The organism is Embleya sp. L77, assembly GCF_055557415.1.
Window position 1 is genome coordinate 182,830 of sequence record NZ_CM145710.1, and the last position, 17,373, is coordinate 200,202.

A 17,373-nucleotide genomic window follows, 5' to 3' on the forward strand; every position below is an offset into this window, starting at 1 on the left:
CCGTGGCTGGTGGCGCCCTGGACCACGGTGCAACGCTACTGGCGGGCATGGTCGACCAAGCCCATCCCGGTCCAACAATCCGCCGGTAGGCCTGGGTTCGGCCGTGCAAGGATCCGCAACGCCGCGAGTCTGCGCGCCACGGTTCGTGGCCCGGCACGAGTTCGAAGACACGTCCCAGCTTCGATTCGATCAGTTCGGCTGGCCGATCGGCCGTACCACCAACGTGTTCACGTCCACGCCCGCAGGCTGCCCGATCGCCCACATCACCGAGTCCACCAACTGCTCCGCCGAGATCATCGGACCGGCTGCCGCGGCCCCACCCGGACGCTCGTCCCAGAACGGCGTCAGTACCCGCCCCGGCGCGATCAACGTCGTGCCGACGCCGTAACCGGTCACCAGCATGCGCACGTTCTCCGCGAGACCGGTGACCGCCCACTTCGTCGCCGAGTACATGTTCCCGGGCGTGTTCTTGAACCCCGCCACACTGCCGACCAGCACGATCCGGCCTTGCGACTCCTTCAACGCGGGCAGTGCCGCCCGCACGAGCAGCGCCGGGCCCAGCACGTTCGTCAGCACCATGTCCCGCCACTGCGCGGGGTCACCCGTCTCGACGTTCCCGTCCACCGCGAACCCGGCGTTCGCGATCGCGTTGTCCAACCGGCCGAACACGCGCACGGTTTCCCCGACTGCCGCAGACACCTCGTCCCAATCCGCCGCGTCGCCCGCGAATGTCAGCAGATCGCCGCCGGTGCCCTGCCTTTCCGCCTGATCGGCCAACGCCGCCAGCTTCGCCTCGCTGCGCCCGGTCGCCGCCACCCGGTGCCCGGCGGCCAGCAGCCGCCGCACCGTCTCGGCCCCGATGCCGCTCGACCCGCCGGTCACGAACGTGACCGGCGCCGAACCGGTGTCGTCCGCCGCAGCCGCCCCGGTGTCCTGCGTCTTTCCGCCGCTCATGCTCTCCCCGCACTTCCGAAATCCGGCGCCCGTCCGGGCGCCCGTGATCACCCGACGCTAAATCGCGACCGCCTCCGAGTCCACGGCTTTCCCCCGCGCCGCGCCGCCCCGCAGGACCCCGAAGCCGGCCGTGCCGCCTCCCTCGCAGAAACCGGAACGGTGACCCAGCGCCGCAACCGCGACGAACTCGCCGCCGCCGTACGGCCTGCAGCGCCTTGCCGCCTTAGCGGTATTCGGCCGCGGTGAGGTCGGCAGCGCCTGCCGTAGCGCGGGCGACGATACGCGGCGGTGCCGTAGCCGAGTGGCAGCAGGCGGCCCTGTTCCTGAGGTGAGGAAACACCCGGCCGTAGCCTTCCCCGTCGGCCATGTAGGCGACCCACTCGCCGAAGGCCCGCTCCAGGTGCCGGACTCCGGGTGCGGCACCGACGAGCCGTGCGGGCACGCGGGCACGGAACTTCTCCACGGCGGCGTCGATGGTGGCGAGTTGCAGTCCCTCCTTGGATCCGAAGTGGCGGACGACCCCCGCCTTGCTCATCCCGAGATGGGTGGCCAGACGGCCGATGGTCACACCCTCGAGACCCTCGTCGCCGGCGAGCACGAACGCCCGCTCGATGCTGCGCGAGATCGACCCCGAGGGCGCCGGCCTGCCCGCACTGTTGCTCACAGGGTGAGCCGCGGCTGCGCTGCGCGAAGGTTGTCCCCAAGCCGTCGAAGCCCGCCTCCAGACCGGCCGTCAGTTTGTGACCGCCGTTTGAGTGCAGCCTCGTAACCCGTCCCGGAGGCGGGAGGTTGGTCCTCTCGTGAACACCAAAAGCGTCCTGACCTCCACGTTGCTCGCCGTCTCCGCGGCCCTGGCCTGCACCACCGCCGCGGTCGCCGACGACGGCCCGCCGACCAGCGGCAACGCCACGCTGGGGTCCTTCATCGCACCCCCCGAGGCCGACAGCCTCGTCGGCAACGCCGCCCAGCACGTCAACGCCAACGTCTGCGACGTCAGCCCGCCCGTCCTGAGCGCGGCCCTTCCCACGGGGCCGAAGACGACGGACTGCACGACACCCAGCACGCGCACCACATAAGGCGATTCACCCGTCCCGCCCCCCTGAGCACCCCCGCCGCCACGATGCGGCCGGAGCTCGCGCGGCAGGCGCGGACCCCCCCCAACACAGCAGCAAAGCCCGGCCTGCACGAGCTACGAGCGAAGCTCACCCACGCACGCTGGGACCCGCCGCGGCACGGTCGACGTCGCTGCCGTTGCTCCGTAGTTGCCTCTGCACCGACGCCCGGAGCCTGGTGGTCGGGCGTTGCGCTGAACGGCGCCAGTCTGGCTGTTGCCGGCCGGAGGATTTCATGGGTGGGGTTCTTGCCCAGGCGCACGGGGCGGCCGTAGCGCTTGCCCCAGTCCTCGTCGACCAGGCCCTCCAGCAGGTGCGGGGCGGGGCGGTGCGGGCGACTTCTTCCAGCGCGCCGCGCACCGCCTCGGTAACCAGCTCCAGCCGGGTCAACTCCCGCACCATGCCGAGGACATGGGTGGAGTCGGTGCGTTGCGCGCTTGAGCCGGGCCAGTGCCAGGTCCAGCAGCCGGTCGGCGCGGTCGCCTTGGGCCAGCCTGTCGCGGAAATCGGCCAGCACGCTGTGGTGGAAGCCAGGATCGTCCAGGTCCATGGCCAGGGCGTATTTGAAGTCGAGGCGGCACCTTACTGCTTCGGCCGCCTGACGGTCGGACAGGTCCAGCAGGAACTGCAGGACCGAGACGGTGACCAACTGGGCCGGTGACATGCCGGGCCGTCCGTCCCGGGGATACCACTCGGCGGAGTCCTGGTCGTCCCACAGTCCGTCCAGCCGGTCGGGGATCCACATCGCCGGAGTACCCCGGGGATTGCTGGCACGCGCGATCCGCGCGGTCAACTCTGGGACGTGACGGCCGGGCCGGGACTGCATCGACATCGCGAACACCTCTGAGTGATGGGAAGTCACCAGCGTGTCACCAGATAGTCGGAGGGTGCCCCGGTTTTCTTAGATTGCCAAGATCACCGACAGAGTCAAGGTTAGGGCCTGTTGTGAAAGTCGACCTACCATCACAGCTGGCTTGATCGTGCCACCGGATCTGAGATGGTGGGGTGCCGGGATGCTTACGTTGACAGAGGTCGGCGACGACCCGTTGATTCTGACAAGTCACCTGGCGTTGGATGACGGCTCGGATGTGGTGTTTCGCCCTCTCGTCCGCGCCGACACCGATCGCCTGGCGCGATTTTTGGGGGATCTGTCAGCTGAGACGAGGCGACTGAGTACGTTCGATGGGTGCGACCCCGCGACTGCGTCGGAGCTGTGTGATGCCATCGCGCGCTACGACAAGCTCCGGCTCGTGCTTGAGGAAGTACCATCCGGCAAGCTCGTCGGCCTACTCGAATTCAGTTTCGATCTCCATGCCGAGGACATCAGGCGCTATCGCGAGGCCGACATCCGCCTTGCAGCCACCGATTGCCGCTTCGGTCTCACTCTGGCTGACGACTACCAGGGGAAAGGGGTGGGAACGCAAGTCCTCCCACTCGTGACGGATATCGCACGCCGCTTCGGCAGGAAGAGAATCATCTTGTGGGGCGGCGTTCTCGCCGACAACCCACGCGCCATCCGCTATTACCAGAAGAACGGCTTTCAGGCGACTGGTTCGTTCACCGGGGCCGACGGAGTGCGGTCGCTGGACATGATCCTGGATCTCGATTCGATGCAGGAACGGTGACGGCCTTCGCTCAGTCTTTGCGCTCACGTGACACGAGTGCTGGTCACAGCCACTCGCCGATGGCGGCGACCAACACGGCCGCTTCGTAGCCCAGCGAGCTTGTCGTATTTCGTGGAGACGGCACGATGGCGCCTGAGACGGTTGATCCCGCAGTCGATCACGTGGCGCCGGAGGTGGTCGCCCGGGTCGAAATGTGGCGGCCGGCCGCCACGGGAGCCGAGCTTCTCGGCGGTTGCGGGTTTGGTCGGCCTTGTCTGGGATTGGAGGACGTCCCGGTCGATGCGCTCGTGGGTGGCGAACCGAGGAAGACTCGTCGGTGAAGCCGGTGAGGTGAGGAACTCGGTGGTGTACGCGTCGCCGTCGCGTGTGTGGCGGTTGTTGAGGGCGCACGGTTGGTCGCGGCAGCGGCCGGCGCGTCGTGCGTCGGAACGGGACGAGGAGGCGGTGACGACCTGGAGGAGCACGGTGTGGCCCCGGGTAAAACCATCGCGAGGCGGACCGGTGCGGTGATCGTGTTCGCGGACGAGACCGCGCTGTCGCTGCTGCCTCCGGTCCGCGCGACGTGGGCTCCGCGGGGGCGAACCCCGATCCTGCGGGTGCGGATGGGGAAACGGCCGAAGACCTCGTTGGTCGGCTGGTGCTGTTACCCGCCGGACGGATTGCCGAAGTTCCTCTATCGCATGGTGCCGGGCTCGGTCACCGATCGGGAGCTGATTCGCCAACTGCCCGACATACACAGGACTTTCGATCGCCCGATCGTACTGGTGTGGGACAACCTCGGCAGCCATCGCAGCCGCCGGATGCACGCCTTCGCCGACCGCGTCGACTGGCTGACGCCGGTCTTCCTGCCGCCCTACACCCCCGACCTGAACCCGGTCGAAGGCAGTTGGGCGCACCTCAAGAGCGGGGCCCTGGCCAACCTCGGCGCCCGCACCCTCGACGAACTCGTCGAAGTCGCCCGCCAAGGCCTGCGGCAGATCCAGCACCACCCCGCACTACTCAACGGCTTCCTCGCAGCAACCGGCCTGACATGAAAAACAAACAACAAGCCAATTCGCAAAGCTCAGTAAAGGTCGTCCGTGACGTGGTCGGCGAGGAAGCCGATGAGTGGTGGTCCGGCGAGGAAGGCCGGGGGCACCTCAGCTCCGTAGGTGCCCCAGAATCGATGTGGCGGCCCGTTCGACGGCGTGCCGGGCTTGCTCGGTGTGGTCGATCGTCTCGAAAGTGTGATGACCGAGTGGAATGTCGATCACCTCGACGGTGACGTGGTGATCACTCGCGGCGGTCAGGAAGTTCTCCACGGTGGCGGCGATCTCGGCGTTCTCCAGGCCTACTCGAGTGAGGACGATCGGCAACTTCGTCGCGCCGGGCACCGCTACCGCGGGTCGGAACCGCGAGGCGGTCAACCCCCAGCTCGGCGGCGGCGCCATGACGGGGTAGTTCGCGGCCACACAGCGCAACCAGGGCGGAGGAGCCGCGAGCCAGTCGGCCGACAGCAGCGCGCCACCGGAGAAGAACCAGAGCGCGACGCGTTCTCCGTCGACGCGGGGATGGGCTCGTACGAGTTCCACCGCCGCGGCGATGTCCTCGGCGGCGCGGTTGAGGTCGCCCAACCCGTGCAGCCGGTGATCGACCGTCACGCCGACCGATCCCAGCTGGGCCAGATAGCGGCCGTATCCGACGAATGCCGGCCAGTCCCGCGGTGTCGGCCGCGCGCCCTCGGGTACCGGCCCGCCGTGGACGAACACCACGGCCGGACGCGGCTCGTCGGTGTCGGGCAGGTAGAGGTCGACCCGGCCGACTCGCTCACGGGGCCTTTCGGGCACGTTCAGGAGGAAAGGCCGCAGATGGGCGGGCGGTTCCTCCGTGCGCGGGGCCAGGCGGCGCCCTTCGCCGGCGGCGGCGCCGAGCAGGGCCAGGGCGAGTTCGTCGGCGGCGGAGAGCATCGACCAGTGCCCGGTGGGGAGTTCGAAGAACGTGGTATGCGGCTCTGTGAGTTTCTTCAGCCGGGGGTCCCCCAGGCCGATGATGGTCTCGATCATGGCGATACTCGACCCGTTGGCGGTGCTCAGGATCGCGGTCGTGGGGATGTCGGCGCCTGCCCCGGACAGGCGCAGTGGCCGGTTCATCGTCTTCGGCGGCTGCGGTGTGGCGAGCCGGATCAGGCGGTCGAGGTCGTCGGCGGGCACGCCGGCGGTACTGCCCCACACCGGCCACTCGTCGGCCGTCGGAGGGCGGATCCGCCCGTCGTCCTCGGCCCGGCGTAGCAGTTCGTCGCGGATCGCGGGATCGGGTACGAGGTCGAGTACGGATTCGCCATTTTGGGGAAGACCGGCGTCGACGTGGACGATGCGCGTGATCCGGTCCGGTCGCAGGTCGGCGGCTCCCAGTACCGCGTGGATGCCGAGGCCGTGTCCGGCCATCACGATGTTCGGGTCCGTCATGGCGTCGATCAGGCTCAGCAGATGTGTGATCCGCGCGTCGGAGTCGGTGTCCGGATCGGTGTCCGTCCGGGTCGGGTCGGGGTCCTCACCGGCGCCGGCAAGGCCGGCCACGCGCACCTCGCATCCCGACTCGCGCAGCCGATCGGCCACGTCGGCCCAGATCCAGTCACCGGTCCACGGGCCGGACACCAGCACGAACGCCGTCATGTTTGCCTCCTCGCGCTTGCTTCACGGCACCGGCTGGGCAGCCCGTCCGCGCTGACCGCTACCGTAGGAACTCCCCCTGAGGGAGGTTCAAGTCGTGTCCCCGGACGGGATGTGGAGCATCGGTGAGCTCGCCGAACGCGCGGGTGTCACCGTCAAGGCAGTTCGTTTCTACTCCGAGCGTGGTCTCTTGCCCGAGGCGACGCGCAGTGCGGGCGGGCATCGCCGCTACGACCCGCAGGCGCTCGACCGGCTCCGGCTGATCCGGTCGCTGCGTTCGCTCGATCTCGCGATCGCGGACATCGTCCGGGTGCTGGGTGCGGGGGACGCGTTGGAGGACGTCGTCGCGGCACGGTTGCGCGTACTCGACGGGGAACTGGCCGCGTTGCGTTGGCGCGAGGTGGCGCTGCGGCTCGTTCGTGACTGCCCCGAAAAGGAACGCGCCGAGCGTGTGAGGTTGCTGGGTGCCGTGGTGCCGCCCGACACCGGGGCGCTTGTTCGGTTCTGGCGTCGCCTGTTGCCGCCGCGGTTGTCGCCACGGGTGGTGAGCGCAGTCATCGACCGTGCGGTCCCGCAGCCCTCGGCGGAGCCGACTGCGAACGATGTCCTGGCTTTCGCGCGTCTGCACGCCTTCGTGTCCGGCCCCTGTTTCGACGCGGCGGACGCGGGGCGCTGCCAGTGGGGGCCGGCCAGACCCGGGAAAGGCTTCAGGCCGGATGTGCTCTACGACGGGCTGTGTGAGGCCCAGACGCTCGTGGAGCCGCACCTGAGAGCAGGCCGGCCGCCGCAGGTGGGGGAAGCGGTCGACTGTTTCGTCGCCGCTCACGCGGCTTCCCGGGGACGGCGCGACACCCCGTCCTTCCGACGCCGGCTCGCGGTTCGGTTGGCCGGAGAGCCGCGGATCGACCTGTACTGGGAGTGCGCGGCAGAAGTGTTCGGCCCCGACACACCCACGCCCGGCGCGGCCGACGCGTGGTTCCTGGCCGCTTTGGGCTCTTGCGTTCAGTAGCCCGCTCGCGGCCTCGCCGTGCCGTGTACGGGCGCGGCAGGGCAAGTGACGCCAGGGCCCCCGGACCCGCAGTCGGCCCACGCCACGATCCGGCGAAGGATGGCCGTCACCTCGAACAGGACCGTACCCTGAATGGCAGCAACGCCGGCCTTGCGGCAGAGCATCGGGATGATCGCCGTGTTGATGTAGTGCTTGGCGACCCGGCGGGCGTGGTGGGCGAACAGGAAGTCGGCGTACTCGTTGGTCTTGCGGTCGAGCATCGCAGGCTGGACGGGTCTGACGGCCTGCCACGCCTCGATGGCCTGGCCGAGGAGCGGGTCGACGGGTTTGGTGAACGCGGTGCCGGTCTTGTAGGTGGGCACGTCCAGCAGGCAGACCGCGTCGCGGGCGAGGACCTCGCCCAAGTCCCCGGGAATGGGCAGGCCGTCGTGTTGCCATCGGATGCAGCCGACCCGCAACCGGGCGATCTCGTCGCTGCGTTGACGGGCGAACAGTCAGGCCAGGGTGATGGCACGGATCAACTCGACGGGGTAGGGGCGGGTATTCCGATGGCCCGTCGGAGCCGCCGAGGACATAGGGCTGTCCGACCCGCCGGCTCCGGCAGCGGGGGTCGGCCGGCCGGTGCCAGCTCTGGCTGCACGAATCCTTTGCATGTCATTCGATGTACGGGTTGACGATGTGGTGGGGTCGTTTGGCGATCTCCAGTACGTTCTGTGGGAAGCGGGGGCCGGCGATGTAGTGGCGGCCCTTGGTCTGTCCCACGGCGGTGAGTACCCCTGCCTTCGTCAGCGCTTGAAGGTCGCGTGTCGCCTGTTGGGTGTTGATCGCCTCGGCCCGTTCGTGGCGGGAGCGCCGCACCCGGCCGACCATGGCGACTTCGTGGAGGGCTGTGACCTGCCGTTCGGTGATGCCGTCGGCTTCGGCGGCCTCCATGAGCCGCATCCAGCATTCGTTGGAGCGGCGGACACGGTGCTGCACTCGCTGGGCCTGCTGGTGGTAGGCGAGGAGGTTGAACTTGATCCACGGCAGTGTGTCGCGCTCGGGTGACCAGAGGGGGCCGCCGACCTCGCGGAGCACCTTGTAGTAGTCCCAGGTGTTGCCCGGCATTCCCAGCCACTCCTCGATCGAGGAGAACTCGGGGGCCAGGACGCCGCCGCGGGCGATCAGCAGGGTCTGCAGGGAGCGGGACATCCGCCCGTTGCCGTCCGACCACGGATGGATCTTCACCAGGTTCAGGTGCGCCATCGCGGCCCGGATCAGCACGTGGTCGTCGAGGTCGCCCTCGTTCAGCCAGTCGACGAGTTCGCCCATCAGGGTGGGGACCTGTTCCTGATCCGGCCCCTCGTAGTCCGTCGCCAGTTCGTCGCCGGGGGCCGTGATCCGGATGGCGGTCTTTCGCCACTGCCCCGCCGTCTTCAGCGGATGATGATGCCCCTGCAACATCCAGTGGAGCGCGTTCAGCAGTTCCTTGCCGTATCGGAAGTCGGCGACGTCGTGCAGCGACTGGATGTACGTCATGGCCTGCTGGTAGGCCAGCGTCTCCGCCTTGTTCTCGTCGCTCGCCTCGACGTCGCGTTCCCCGTCCATCAGGTCCGCGACGTCCTTGGCGTCGACCCGGTAGCCCTCGATCGTGTTCGACGCCGCGATGGCGCTGGCCGTCAGGGCCTTGCGCAGATCGAGGGTCCATTTCATGGGGGCCTGCTGGACGGCGTGGCGCAGCTGATCACGCATCGTGTCGACCTGTTCCAGGACCTGCAGATCGACGGGCTCGAGGTGGGGAGTCGCATACAGCATGAGGTAATGATACCCGTCTCCTATCATTCCGTGCTTGTGGGTTTCGGTCGAGGTCGCCACCCGGCGTCCCGGAGGCGGCTTCACGCAAGCTTGCGAACCTCACGCATCCGCACACCGGCGGTTCGCCCCCGACGCAAAGCTCTCGCTGCCATCGCCCGGGAACCCGGGAACCCCGACCGTGATCGGGAGGGGCGGTGGGGCGGGGGCTGTGACGGTCGTCGACCACGGGGCGGCATGTGTGTCCGCGGGGTCGAACGCAATGCGCGCGCGGTTGACGGTGCCGGCCGTGATCCGCGGGTGGGGACATGGCGGCGGCCCGTGCGGCTGCTGTGGCGCGACGCGGCGGACAGACGGGTGCGGTCGTGGTGTTCCGCACGTGTCCGCCGGTACGCGGACGGCACCGCGCCGGCGGCCGACCGCCCGGGTTCGCCCGGTGCGGCCGGGGTGCGGGCGTTGCGGGCCGCGGCGGTGATGGCCGAGGCGTGTGCGCGGGTCGGTTGGTCGTATCGGCGGTTGGGGCCGCCCCATCCGGTGTCGGCGGCGAACCTGCACTGGCCGGCCGGGTATCGACACCCCCGCAGCCGGGGTCGCCCGGGGCTGATGGCCTCGGTGCTCGAGGCGTTCACACGGCCGCGGCCGCTGATCGAGGGCGTCGAGGTGGTGGGTGACCCGATCGAAGTCCTGCCCTGCGCCTTCCACGCCCTGTGGCACGGGCGGTCGACGGCATCCCCGGACGAGCCGTTGCACGAGCGGGTGCCGGCCTGGACAGGACCGGTGACCCTTCCTTCGGCGGACACGATGTTCGTGGTGGCCGGGAAGACGAGGACGACGTCGGCGGCGAAGACGCGGATGCCCGTCGTGGTGGAGACGAAGGGTGAGCGAGGCGCGGCGGGGTGGCCGGCCGGTGGTGGCGGTCGGCGCGTATGTCTGTTTTCGCGGTGGGTGGTGGCAGGTCGTCGGCATGGCCGGAGCGCGAATCCATCCGGTCGGCGAGGGCGGGGCGGAGGAGGTGGTGTTGGTCTGGCACCTGTTCGCCGATCCGGACTTCGCGGTCCCGGACGCGGAGGTCGGGCAGCCGCAGGGGGTGCCGCGGTGGGGGCTGTTCGAGACCGCCCCGGCCGCGGCGCGGGAGAGGGCGTCGGCCTGGCAGCGGCACATCCGCGAGGTGGAATGTGGTCGTGCGGGCGGGCCCGACGGCGGCGGGGCGATGCGGCCGGAGTACGACCCGGCCCGGTTCACGCCGGCCGAGCGGGAACGGGCCAAGGCCCAGGAGTTGACGGGGTCGGGCTTCGGGCGGGTGTCGCGGACGACGGTGCAGCGCATGCAGCGCATGCGCGGCCGGTATCGGCGGCAGGGCCTGTGGGGTTTGGTCGACCACCGCGCCACACGCGGCGCGAACGCGACCGGGCGCAGCGACGAGCCTGGGACCGGTCACCCGTCTATTTCGCTATCTAGCTCATATGCTAAACATGCATATGGACGAAAACGAGGCAGAGCGTGAGGCGAGTGTCTTCCGCGCGCTGGCGGACGCGACGCGACGGCAGATCCTGGAGGACCTACGGCCCGGCGAACTCACGGCGGGTGAGATCGCGTCGCGGTTCACCATCAGCGGACCATCGGTCTCGCGGCACCTGTCCGTTCTCAAGGCCGCGGGTCTCATTCGCGAACGACGGCAGGCGAATCACATCCACTACGCCCTGGTGGAGGAACGGCTCTCCCTGACCGTCGGACGATTCCTCGGCGCCGTGTGCCCCGAACAGTTCGTGATACGACACAGGCGGCGCAGGACCACCGACGAGGGCCGGCGTTCATGAGGGCACCGACCATGGCCTCGGTCATCGAGCGTCGACTCCTGGTCAACTACCGTCTCGACCCCGACATCGCCGCGCGCCTGCTCCCGCCGCCCCTCGAACCCCTCGTCGTCCGCGGCCACGCGGTCGGAGGGATCTGTTTCATCCGCCTCGGGAGACTCCGCCCCCACCGGGCGCCGTGGGGCTCCGGACTGCGCAGCGAGAACGCCGCACACCGCATCGCCGTCCGGTGGCACACACCGCGAGGCGAACGCCTCGGTGTGTACATTCCGCGCCGGGACAGCGATTCCACCCTCACCGCCGTCGCCGGCGGCCGACTGTTCCCCGGCGACCACGCACTCGCGACCTTCGACGTACGCGAGGGCGCGGGATTCCACCGTCTCGCCTTCCGCAGCCGCGACGAGAGCACCCACGCGAGCGTCGACGCCCACACGACAACGCGACTCCCCCCGGGCGCACTGTTCACGGACCTGTCCGACGCCTCGGAATTCTTCCGCACCGGGCCGATCGGCTACTCCGCCACCCGCCGCGGCCGTCGGCTGGACGGGGTGGAACTGCGGACCGACACATGGCTCCTCGAACCGTTGCGCGTCACCGCGGCCGGATCCTCCTTCTTCGACGATCCCCGACGGTTCCCACCCGGCACCGCCGAACTCGACGGCGCCTTGATCATGCACGACACACAGGCCCGCTGGCACTCCCTGCCCGCCATCACTCTCAGGCGAGGGCGTGTCGGCGTCCTTGACAGCCCCTCGGGGCGGTCCGAGTCGGGACCGGTGAGGTAGTGGTCGCGGATGCGGCGGGCACTCCGTACACCCGGTCGGCGTCGGCGTCGTCCGCGGAGCCGAGGTCCTCGCGCGCGGCGTCGAGAGGACGCGCGAGGTGGACGCGGCTCCGGTCCCGATCGTGTCCGCGGGGGTGGGTGGACGTCAGTGCCATCGATCGTTGCCACCGTGGTCACCACCGAGCCGGCGGGCCGGAACGGCATGCGCCGTCGTCCGCCGGTCCGTTTCGATCTTTTCCGTGCCGGGGAGGTCGAGGGGGAATTCCGGGTGTAGCCCCGTTCGGATCCTTGACGTACAGCGACAGGCGGTATCCGTGGTCGATCACACAGGCGTCCTCCTTCGGACAGCCGGCCGCGGCCAGGCGTCCGCGGACGGCGTCCCTCGTTTCCCGGTCGACCCCGAAGGCGATGCGGCGCCAGGCGGTGAAATGGATGTCGGTCCCGAACTCCTCCCGGTCCTTCGGGTCGGCGAACCGGAAGAACGCCAACGCGCCTGCGTCGGCCGGACCGTGGAAGGCGTGGCCGTAGACGCGCTCGGCCACGAACAGCACGTCGCTCTCGTTCCACGCGGCCACCGGGGGCAGGCCCATGACGTCCTCGTGGAAGACCCGGTCGGCCTCTTGATCGTCGGTGATCCAGCCGCGGTGGTGGAGGCGGAGCGGAAGGGTTAGCGTCCCGACGATTCATCTCCGGTGACGAGACGGGACAGAGATCGGGCAGCGTCCGACCGGAGCACCGGCCGGAGCGTGCGTGAACACCTCCGTATGCCCGTCATGGCGTCGAGTTCGCCGAGCCGGAAACAGCCGAAGGCGGCGGCGAGCGGTCGGGCGCGGTCGGGCGGCAGGACGTCCATGTGCACGAGGGCCGCCGCCGACTCGGCCCGGCCGGGCACGAATCGGGTACGGACGCGGTCCAACCGCACCACGACCGGGATTCCCGAGAAGTCGATCCCGCGGACGCAGGCCTCGGCGAACGCGTCGTCGGGATCGCCCTCGTCGGGGACGGTCGTGGTCATGACCGCGCCACCCGGATTCCCCCGCCGGCACGCCCCGTGCACGAAGGGCGGGGGCAGGACCTCGGCGACAGCGCCCCGGGGACGGGCGAGGACGGCCTCGACGAACTCGACGACGGCCCCGACGAGTCACCATTGCCGGGATGGGACGCCGACGAAGACGACCCCGATTCCCCCGCACCGCCGCACACGGGGTACGGGCTCTACGACGCACACGAGGAGGCCCTGAAATGGTGAGCCCCGGTGAGCAGTCGGGCGACGGCCCAAGTGGCGAGGGTATGGACGCGACGGAACAATCCCGGCCGGTCACCACCTGGCAGGGTGGGCGGAACTTCGTGGCCGCGCCGGCCCCGACACCGCCCCAGCCCGATGCCCCGCCACGCAGTCGGGAGGAACGCCTGGCCTACCACTCCGCGTTCGTCACCGTCCGCACCCCGACCATCGACACCCTCGCCACCAACGTACGCACGCCGGCGTCCCGGGCCCGGGACGCCAGCAACAGACCACCGCCCGACCGGCGCTGATCGTCACCGGGCCCGCCGCGGCCGGGAAGACCACCGCGCTGGACCGCGCCGGACGCGCCTGCCACCTTGCGGAGGCCACCCGAGGCGGCGCGGGGGGTGCAGGGGTGGAGGGGTGGGTGCCGGTGGCGTACGTCCTCGTACCGCCCGGCGCGACCGCGAAGGCATTGGCCGCCGAGTTCGCCCGCCACCTCGGCATCCCCATCACCACCCGCATGACGCACGCCCAGATCACAGAAGCCGTCTGCCACACCTACGGCCGGGCCGGTGTCCGCCTGGTCCTCATCGACTTTACCGACCGCGGGTAGTCCTGCCCGCGATGTCCGTCTGGGACTGTGACCAGCACGTCCCGGGCTTGTTTACCGACCTTGTCCGGGACGTCTGTCATGTTCTGGAGTCGGTACGGAGGACACGTGGTACGGCACGTCGTGGTCGGGGACTTGAGGGTCCAGAAGAGCGAACGGGAGGACGGGCAGCGGTCGTGGACGATCGTCTGGCCCGAGGGAACACTGCATGCGGAGGCGGACCGGTTCCTGCGTGAGCACGAGGGCTCGGGCACGCAGAAAACCTACGCGTACTACCTGGTGGACCACCTTCGGTGGCTGGAGCGCGAGTGCCTGGCGTTCGGCACGGTCCAACTGCGGGATCTTGAGCGGTACATGGGCATCATGGGAGCCGCGGTCCGCATGTCGCTCGGCGAGCCGTGGCGAGTGGGCAAGCGTCCCTACGGACGGTCCGCGCTGTCGACCGCTGCGGCTTGCCTGAAGGGCTTCTACCTGCATCAAGCCTCCCGCGGCGTAAACGGAGAACTCGGCAGGAAACTCGATGCGTCCCGGCTGCCGTCGCGGCTGGACCGGCGTCGTTCTTTCTTCGGGCACGTGAAGTCATCGCTGCCGACCAATCCGCTCGCGCCTTCGGGGCCGCACCGTCGGCATCCGAAGATGCTCCCGGACGGCGCGAGGGAGAAGCTGCCGGCCACGGTGAACGCCGCCCGGGACCGGCTGGTCGTCGACTGGCTCGCGGACGGCGGCCTGCGAATCGGTGAGCTCTGTGGGTTGCACTTGGTCGACCTGCACCTGCGCGAGAACGCGGCCTGCGGCGAGTGCCGCACCCCTCACCTGCACGTCTGCCACCGCCCGGGCAACCCGAACCGGGCCGAGGCCAAGACCAAACATCCCTGGCGGGTCGAGCACGGCATCGTGACCGGTGGGCTGATCAAGCGGGTCAGCCCGGCGATGGTGCACTCCTACTTCGAGTACGTCACCAGCGAGTACCCGCGCGGGGCCGGGCACGGCATGCTCCTGGTCCAGTTGCACGGCGCCGATGCCGGCCGGCCGTGGGCACCGGTCGGTGCCCGCCGGATGCTCGGCCGGGCCGGGAAACGCGCCGGCCTGGGGCTGGTGAAACCCATGCCTTCCGACACACCTTTGCCTCGGCGGTTCTCGACGCCGCGAACGGCAACACCCTGATCGCCCGGGACGCCGGCGGCTGGGCTTCGGCCGCGATGGTCGACGAGGTCTACGGGCACGTCGACATCCACGACCCGGCGTTCGACTCCGCTCTGCGTGCGGTCTGGGGTGAGGCGTGATGCGGCGGCAGGAGTACCTTCGGCCACTGTTCGCCGAGCGTCCGGACCGGGTCGGCCGCGACCGGCTGGAGATCCTGACCGCGCTGATCGGCGGGCCGTCCTTCGACCCGGTCTACCGGCCCGACATCATCGAGATCCCACGAGGCCACGCGATCTACCGGTGGGAGTGCGTCGTCGCCGGTTGTGAACGCACCCGGACGGGCGGGTCGGACCTGTGCTCGGAGCATCAGCGGCAGTGGACCCCCAACGGTGAGCGCGGCGTGGGCAGGGCCGCTTTCGTGGCCGCCGCCCAGGGGTTGGACCGACATGTCGGGGCAGAGGAAATGGCTTGCCGGATCTGCCCTGAGCGGCCTGCGGCATGCAGTGAACTGCGCCTGTGTCAATGGCATCCGAGCTCGTGGAAGAGCGGGGCGCCGACAGCGCGGCGTTCGCCTCGTGGGTGTCTGGCAAACAGGCGTATCCCGGCTACGGGCCCTGCGGCGCGGTCGTCTGCCCGAGTCCGGCCGACTCCCCGCTGGGGCTGTGCTCATGGCACGGCAGCCGCTACCGCCGTGACGGCAGGCCCGGCAAGGCCGCGATGCCGAGCAACTGGTGGCCGCGATACGAGAAGTTCGGAAAGCCGGTCCCGATCGAGTACGGCGACCGGGCGGCGTTCCGGCGCTGGTGTGTTGCCGTTCCGGCACATCACTGGCCGGGGCAGATCAATCTGCGCGGGCTGCGGCCCCTGGTGCGAGCCGAGATCCAGTGGGGTCTGTTCGGGCCGCCGAGCCCGGCACAGTCGGTGGGATCCGGGCTGGATCCGGTCGCTGGTGACCACATGCCGCACGCTGGAAGTGAACTCGCTGGTCGACTTCGAGTTCGGGACCGGCGGTTCGGCCGCGTTCACCGGGGCGATCGCCAAGGAGATCCTGCACGAGCTGCGATTGGTCTACTTCACCCCGCAGGAGGCCAAGGACGCCGGCTTCCTCGAGACCGAGCACTTCGGGGTGCTGTTCCCGCACCGGATGAGCCACATCGACCTGACCGGCATCCCGCAGCGCCGGCTGCGGGATCTGACCTGGGACCACACGGCGGACCTGTTGCGGTCACCGCGCTGTCCCCGCTCGGCCGGCCCGGTCGACGACCTTCGCCGGGCCTCCGTCGAGCTCGGAGCCTTCCTGGAAGTCGAGGCGCCCGGCGGTGGCCACGACCCTGCGGTTCCGAGGGAAGAACACGCCCAGCGTTTCGTCGCCGACCAGCGCCACCTCGAGCGCGAAGGGCTCCCTTCGCTGGCCATCAAGCGGCCGGACGGGACCGCGAGCGTCGTCACCACCGTCACCCGGTCGGTCGTGTTCAACGCCGTGCGCAAGCTGATGCGCGAGGCACTCGACACCGGCGCCGCGGAACGGCTCGGCCTGAAAAGGGAGTTCATCATCGCGTTCCCGACAGCCGGCGCCACCACCGGCCGGACCGCGCGCCGTCCCTTCCCCGACGAAGTCGCCCTGGCCCTGGCCGACGAGGCGAATCCGGCCGAACTCGCCGCCACCTACGACGCCCACGACAACGGCGTCCGCGACATCTGGGAGACCACCGTCACCACCGGCCGCCGCATCGGCGAGGTGATCAAGGTCCGCTGGGACTGCATCGGCCGCTACGGCGGCCTGGCGATGTTCTGGCACGACCAGACCAAGGTCGGCAACCACGACGCCGCAATCCGCATACCCGAACGGCTCTACGAGACCCTCGCCGAACGCCGGCGCAAGACCCTGGACCGCTTCACCGCCCGCTACGGCTACCGACCGACCGGCGCCCAACGCGCCGCACTGGCACTGACCGCCGAGAACGCCGGAGTCCGCACGATCGCCACCCGCGACCTCCCCGCCCTGCCGACAGCGGCCGCGAAGCTGCGGACCGCGACCGGTTTTCAGCTCGGAGTCTCGTTCGTACAACATGTGCAGTCGGCGCCCGTCACTTACCTGACCCTGCCAAAGTACCTATGCGTGACCGATTCCCGTCCGTGTGGGAGTCCGTAAGTTCATGTCCAACGGAGCGGCCGGAACAAACCGGAAGCCCACAGGACACCCGGAAGGACGGCAATGATGACCGCCGACATCGACTTCACCGCCATCGCCGAGCGCTACATCGCCACCTGGAACGAGACCGACCCGGCCGCCCGCCGCAAGCTCGTCGAGGCGCTCTACACCCAGGACGGCACCTACGTCGACCCGCTGGCCGTCGCAGCGGGTCACGACGCGATCGACGCGACGCTGGACGCGGTGCAGGGCCAGTTCGCGGGCCTCGTCTTCTCCCTGGGCAGCCCGGTCGACGCTCACCATAACCTGGCGCGTTTCACCTGGAACCTCGGCCCGGCCGGCGAGGAGGCCATCGTGGTCGGCTTCGACGTCCTGGTGCTGACCGAGGACGGCCGGGTGAGCAACGTGCACGGCTTCCTGGACAAGGTGCCGACCGGGCTGTGACCGGAATGCGGAGCAGGCGGGCTGTCACCGGTGTCCAACCGGGAGGCAGCCGCCCGTCC

Annotated in this window: 22 protein-coding genes and 1 pseudogene; 15 read left to right on the forward strand and 8 right to left on the reverse strand. The window is 69.8% G+C overall.

What is annotated here, in order from left to right:
- Window positions 1–189: 189 nt before the first annotated feature.
- Window positions 190–954 carry an SDR family oxidoreductase gene (locus tag ACZOOI_RS30635; RefSeq protein ID WP_465282817.1) on the reverse strand — a complete coding sequence of 255 codons (765 nt, stop codon included), beginning with the start codon at window positions 952–954 and terminating at the stop codon, window positions 190–192.
- Window positions 955–1,177: 223 nt separating this feature from the next.
- A complete protein-coding gene (locus ACZOOI_RS30640; RefSeq protein ID WP_465282818.1) occupies window positions 1,178–1,618 on the reverse strand; it encodes a TetR/AcrR family transcriptional regulator in 441 nt (146 codons plus the stop codon).
- A gap of 136 nt (window positions 1,619–1,754) precedes the next feature.
- Here ACZOOI_RS30640 and ACZOOI_RS30645 point away from each other — a divergent pair, with 136 nt between their 5' ends.
- Window positions 1,755–2,030: a hypothetical protein gene (locus tag ACZOOI_RS30645; protein ID WP_465282819.1), complete on the forward strand. Its 276-nt coding sequence runs from the start codon at window positions 1,755–1,757 to the stop codon at window positions 2,028–2,030.
- Here the strand turns inward: ACZOOI_RS30645 and ACZOOI_RS30650 are convergent.
- Complete coding sequence (locus ACZOOI_RS30650) at window positions 1,948–2,898, reverse strand: transposase (protein WP_465282820.1); 951 nt, start codon at window positions 2,896–2,898, stop codon at window positions 1,948–1,950. The genes ACZOOI_RS30645 and ACZOOI_RS30650 overlap by 83 nt on opposite strands.
- A 181-nt stretch (window positions 2,899–3,079) precedes the next feature.
- Between ACZOOI_RS30650 and ACZOOI_RS30655 the strand changes: the two genes are divergently transcribed.
- The 3 genes from ACZOOI_RS30655 to ACZOOI_RS30665 all read left to right on the forward strand — a co-directional run bounded on the left by ACZOOI_RS30655 (window position 3,080) and on the right by ACZOOI_RS30665 (window position 4,725).
- Window positions 3,080–3,691 carry a GNAT family N-acetyltransferase gene (locus ACZOOI_RS30655; protein WP_465282821.1) on the forward strand — a complete coding sequence of 204 codons (612 nt, stop codon included), beginning with the start codon at window positions 3,080–3,082 and terminating at the stop codon, window positions 3,689–3,691.
- Window positions 3,692–3,970: 279 nt separating this feature from the next.
- Window positions 3,971–4,201, forward strand: coding sequence for a helix-turn-helix domain-containing protein (locus tag ACZOOI_RS30660; RefSeq protein WP_465282822.1), 231 nt, complete (start codon window positions 3,971–3,973; stop codon window positions 4,199–4,201).
- Window positions 4,159–4,725, forward strand: coding sequence for an IS630 family transposase (locus tag ACZOOI_RS30665; RefSeq protein ID WP_465282823.1), 567 nt, complete (start codon window positions 4,159–4,161; stop codon window positions 4,723–4,725). Before ACZOOI_RS30660 ends, ACZOOI_RS30665 begins: the two co-directional genes overlap by 43 nt.
- A gap of 105 nt (window positions 4,726–4,830) precedes the next feature.
- Here the strand turns inward: ACZOOI_RS30665 and ACZOOI_RS30670 are convergent, their stop codons facing one another.
- On the reverse strand, window positions 4,831–6,342 hold the full coding sequence (locus tag ACZOOI_RS30670) for an alpha/beta hydrolase family protein (protein WP_465282824.1): 1,512 nt from the start codon (window positions 6,340–6,342) through the stop codon (window positions 4,831–4,833).
- A 94-nt stretch (window positions 6,343–6,436) separates the two neighbouring features.
- Between ACZOOI_RS30670 and ACZOOI_RS30675 the strand changes: the two genes are divergently transcribed.
- Window positions 6,437–7,348: a helix-turn-helix domain-containing protein gene (locus ACZOOI_RS30675; protein ID WP_465282825.1), complete on the forward strand. Its 912-nt coding sequence runs from the start codon at window positions 6,437–6,439 to the stop codon at window positions 7,346–7,348.
- Here the strand turns inward: ACZOOI_RS30675 and ACZOOI_RS30680 are convergent.
- Both ACZOOI_RS30680 and ACZOOI_RS30685 read right to left on the reverse strand, forming a co-directional pair.
- Entirely contained in the window at window positions 7,342–7,752 is a 411-nt protein-coding gene (locus tag ACZOOI_RS30680; RefSeq protein ID WP_465282826.1) for a hypothetical protein, read from the reverse strand. The two genes, ACZOOI_RS30675 and ACZOOI_RS30680, sit on opposite strands and share 7 nt — an antisense overlap.
- Window positions 7,753–8,002: 250 nt before the next feature.
- Window positions 8,003–9,142 carry a Fic family protein gene (locus ACZOOI_RS30685; RefSeq protein ID WP_465282827.1) on the reverse strand — a complete coding sequence of 380 codons (1,140 nt, stop codon included), beginning with the start codon at window positions 9,140–9,142 and terminating at the stop codon, window positions 8,003–8,005.
- Between the two features lie 234 nt (window positions 9,143–9,376).
- Here ACZOOI_RS30685 and ACZOOI_RS30690 point away from each other — a divergent pair.
- The 4 genes and pseudogenes from ACZOOI_RS30690 to ACZOOI_RS30705 all read left to right on the forward strand — a co-directional run.
- Window positions 9,377–9,838 (forward strand): annotated as a pseudogene (locus ACZOOI_RS30690) (TnsA-like heteromeric transposase endonuclease subunit); the annotation flags it as partial.
- Between the two features lie 178 nt (window positions 9,839–10,016).
- Window positions 10,017–10,643: a hypothetical protein gene (locus ACZOOI_RS30695; protein ID WP_465284220.1), complete on the forward strand. Its 627-nt coding sequence runs from the start codon at window positions 10,017–10,019 to the stop codon at window positions 10,641–10,643.
- Window positions 10,618–10,956: a metalloregulator ArsR/SmtB family transcription factor gene (locus ACZOOI_RS30700; protein WP_465284179.1), complete on the forward strand. Its 339-nt coding sequence runs from the start codon at window positions 10,618–10,620 to the stop codon at window positions 10,954–10,956. The genes ACZOOI_RS30695 and ACZOOI_RS30700 overlap by 26 nt, the downstream gene beginning before the upstream one ends.
- On the forward strand, window positions 10,953–11,738 hold the full coding sequence (locus ACZOOI_RS30705; protein WP_465282828.1) for a DUF2071 domain-containing protein: 786 nt from the start codon (window positions 10,953–10,955) through the stop codon (window positions 11,736–11,738). The genes ACZOOI_RS30700 and ACZOOI_RS30705 overlap by 4 nt, the downstream gene beginning before the upstream one ends.
- Window positions 11,739–11,910: 172 nt before the next feature.
- Here ACZOOI_RS30705 and ACZOOI_RS30710 read toward each other — a convergent pair whose 3' ends face one another.
- The gene (locus tag ACZOOI_RS30710; RefSeq protein WP_465282829.1) at window positions 11,911–12,327 is read right to left on the reverse strand and encodes a VOC family protein; all 417 of its coding nucleotides are present in this window, start codon (window positions 12,325–12,327) and stop codon (window positions 11,911–11,913) included.
- A gap of 77 nt (window positions 12,328–12,404) precedes the next feature.
- Entirely contained in the window at window positions 12,405–12,752 is a 348-nt protein-coding gene (locus ACZOOI_RS30715) for a hypothetical protein (protein WP_465282830.1), read from the reverse strand.
- Window positions 12,753–12,788: 36 nt separating this feature from the next.
- Here ACZOOI_RS30715 and ACZOOI_RS30720 point away from each other — a divergent pair, with 36 nt between their 5' ends.
- From ACZOOI_RS30720 to ACZOOI_RS30745, 6 genes are all read left to right on the forward strand, one after another.
- Window positions 12,789–12,986, forward strand: a complete 198-nt coding sequence (locus ACZOOI_RS30720) for a hypothetical protein (protein WP_465282831.1) — start codon at window positions 12,789–12,791, stop codon at window positions 12,984–12,986.
- 41 nt (window positions 12,987–13,027) lie between these two features.
- Window positions 13,028–13,273, forward strand: coding sequence for a hypothetical protein (locus tag ACZOOI_RS30725; protein ID WP_465282832.1), 246 nt, complete (start codon window positions 13,028–13,030; stop codon window positions 13,271–13,273).
- Between the two features lie 38 nt (window positions 13,274–13,311).
- Entirely contained in the window at window positions 13,312–13,578 is a 267-nt protein-coding gene (locus tag ACZOOI_RS30730; protein ID WP_465284180.1) for a hypothetical protein, read from the forward strand.
- 27 nt (window positions 13,579–13,605) lie between these two features.
- Complete coding sequence (locus tag ACZOOI_RS30735) at window positions 13,606–14,739, forward strand: tyrosine-type recombinase/integrase (RefSeq protein WP_465282833.1); 1,134 nt, start codon at window positions 13,606–13,608, stop codon at window positions 14,737–14,739.
- A 928-nt stretch (window positions 14,740–15,667) separates the two neighbouring features.
- The gene (locus ACZOOI_RS30740) at window positions 15,668–16,870 is read left to right on the forward strand and encodes a site-specific integrase (protein WP_465282834.1); all 1,203 of its coding nucleotides are present in this window, start codon (window positions 15,668–15,670) and stop codon (window positions 16,868–16,870) included.
- A gap of 66 nt (window positions 16,871–16,936) precedes the next feature.
- Window positions 16,937–17,314: a nuclear transport factor 2 family protein gene (locus ACZOOI_RS30745; RefSeq protein WP_465282835.1), complete on the forward strand. Its 378-nt coding sequence runs from the start codon at window positions 16,937–16,939 to the stop codon at window positions 17,312–17,314.
- Window positions 17,315–17,373: the final 59 nt, after the last annotated feature.

Coding starts and splice junctions, on each gene's coding strand:
- ACZOOI_RS30635 (WP_465282817.1), bottom strand. CDS start 954: ATGAGCGGCGGAAAGACGCAGGACACCGGGGCGGCTGCGGCGGACGAC.
- ACZOOI_RS30650 (WP_465282820.1), bottom strand. CDS start 2,898: ATGTCGATGCAGTCCCGGCCCGGCCGTCACGTCCCAGAGTTGACCGCG.
- ACZOOI_RS30655 (WP_465282821.1), top strand. CDS start 3,080: ATGCTTACGTTGACAGAGGTCGGCGACGACCCGTTGATTCTGACAAGT.
- ACZOOI_RS30660 (WP_465282822.1), top strand. CDS start 3,971: ATGCGCTCGTGGGTGGCGAACCGAGGAAGACTCGTCGGTGAAGCCGGT.
- ACZOOI_RS30670 (WP_465282824.1), bottom strand. CDS start 6,342: ATGACGGCGTTCGTGCTGGTGTCCGGCCCGTGGACCGGTGACTGGATC.
- ACZOOI_RS30685 (WP_465282827.1), bottom strand. CDS start 9,142: ATGCTGTATGCGACTCCCCACCTCGAGCCCGTCGATCTGCAGGTCCTG.
- ACZOOI_RS30700 (WP_465284179.1), top strand. CDS start 10,618: ATGGACGAAAACGAGGCAGAGCGTGAGGCGAGTGTCTTCCGCGCGCTG.
- ACZOOI_RS30705 (WP_465282828.1), top strand. CDS start 10,953: ATGAGGGCACCGACCATGGCCTCGGTCATCGAGCGTCGACTCCTGGTC.
- ACZOOI_RS30710 (WP_465282829.1), bottom strand. CDS start 12,327: ATGGGCCTGCCCCCGGTGGCCGCGTGGAACGAGAGCGACGTGCTGTTC.
- ACZOOI_RS30715 (WP_465282830.1), bottom strand. CDS start 12,752: ATGACCACGACCGTCCCCGACGAGGGCGATCCCGACGACGCGTTCGCC.
- ACZOOI_RS30725 (WP_465282832.1), top strand. CDS start 13,028: ATGGACGCGACGGAACAATCCCGGCCGGTCACCACCTGGCAGGGTGGG.
- ACZOOI_RS30745 (WP_465282835.1), top strand. CDS start 16,937: ATGACCGCCGACATCGACTTCACCGCCATCGCCGAGCGCTACATCGCC.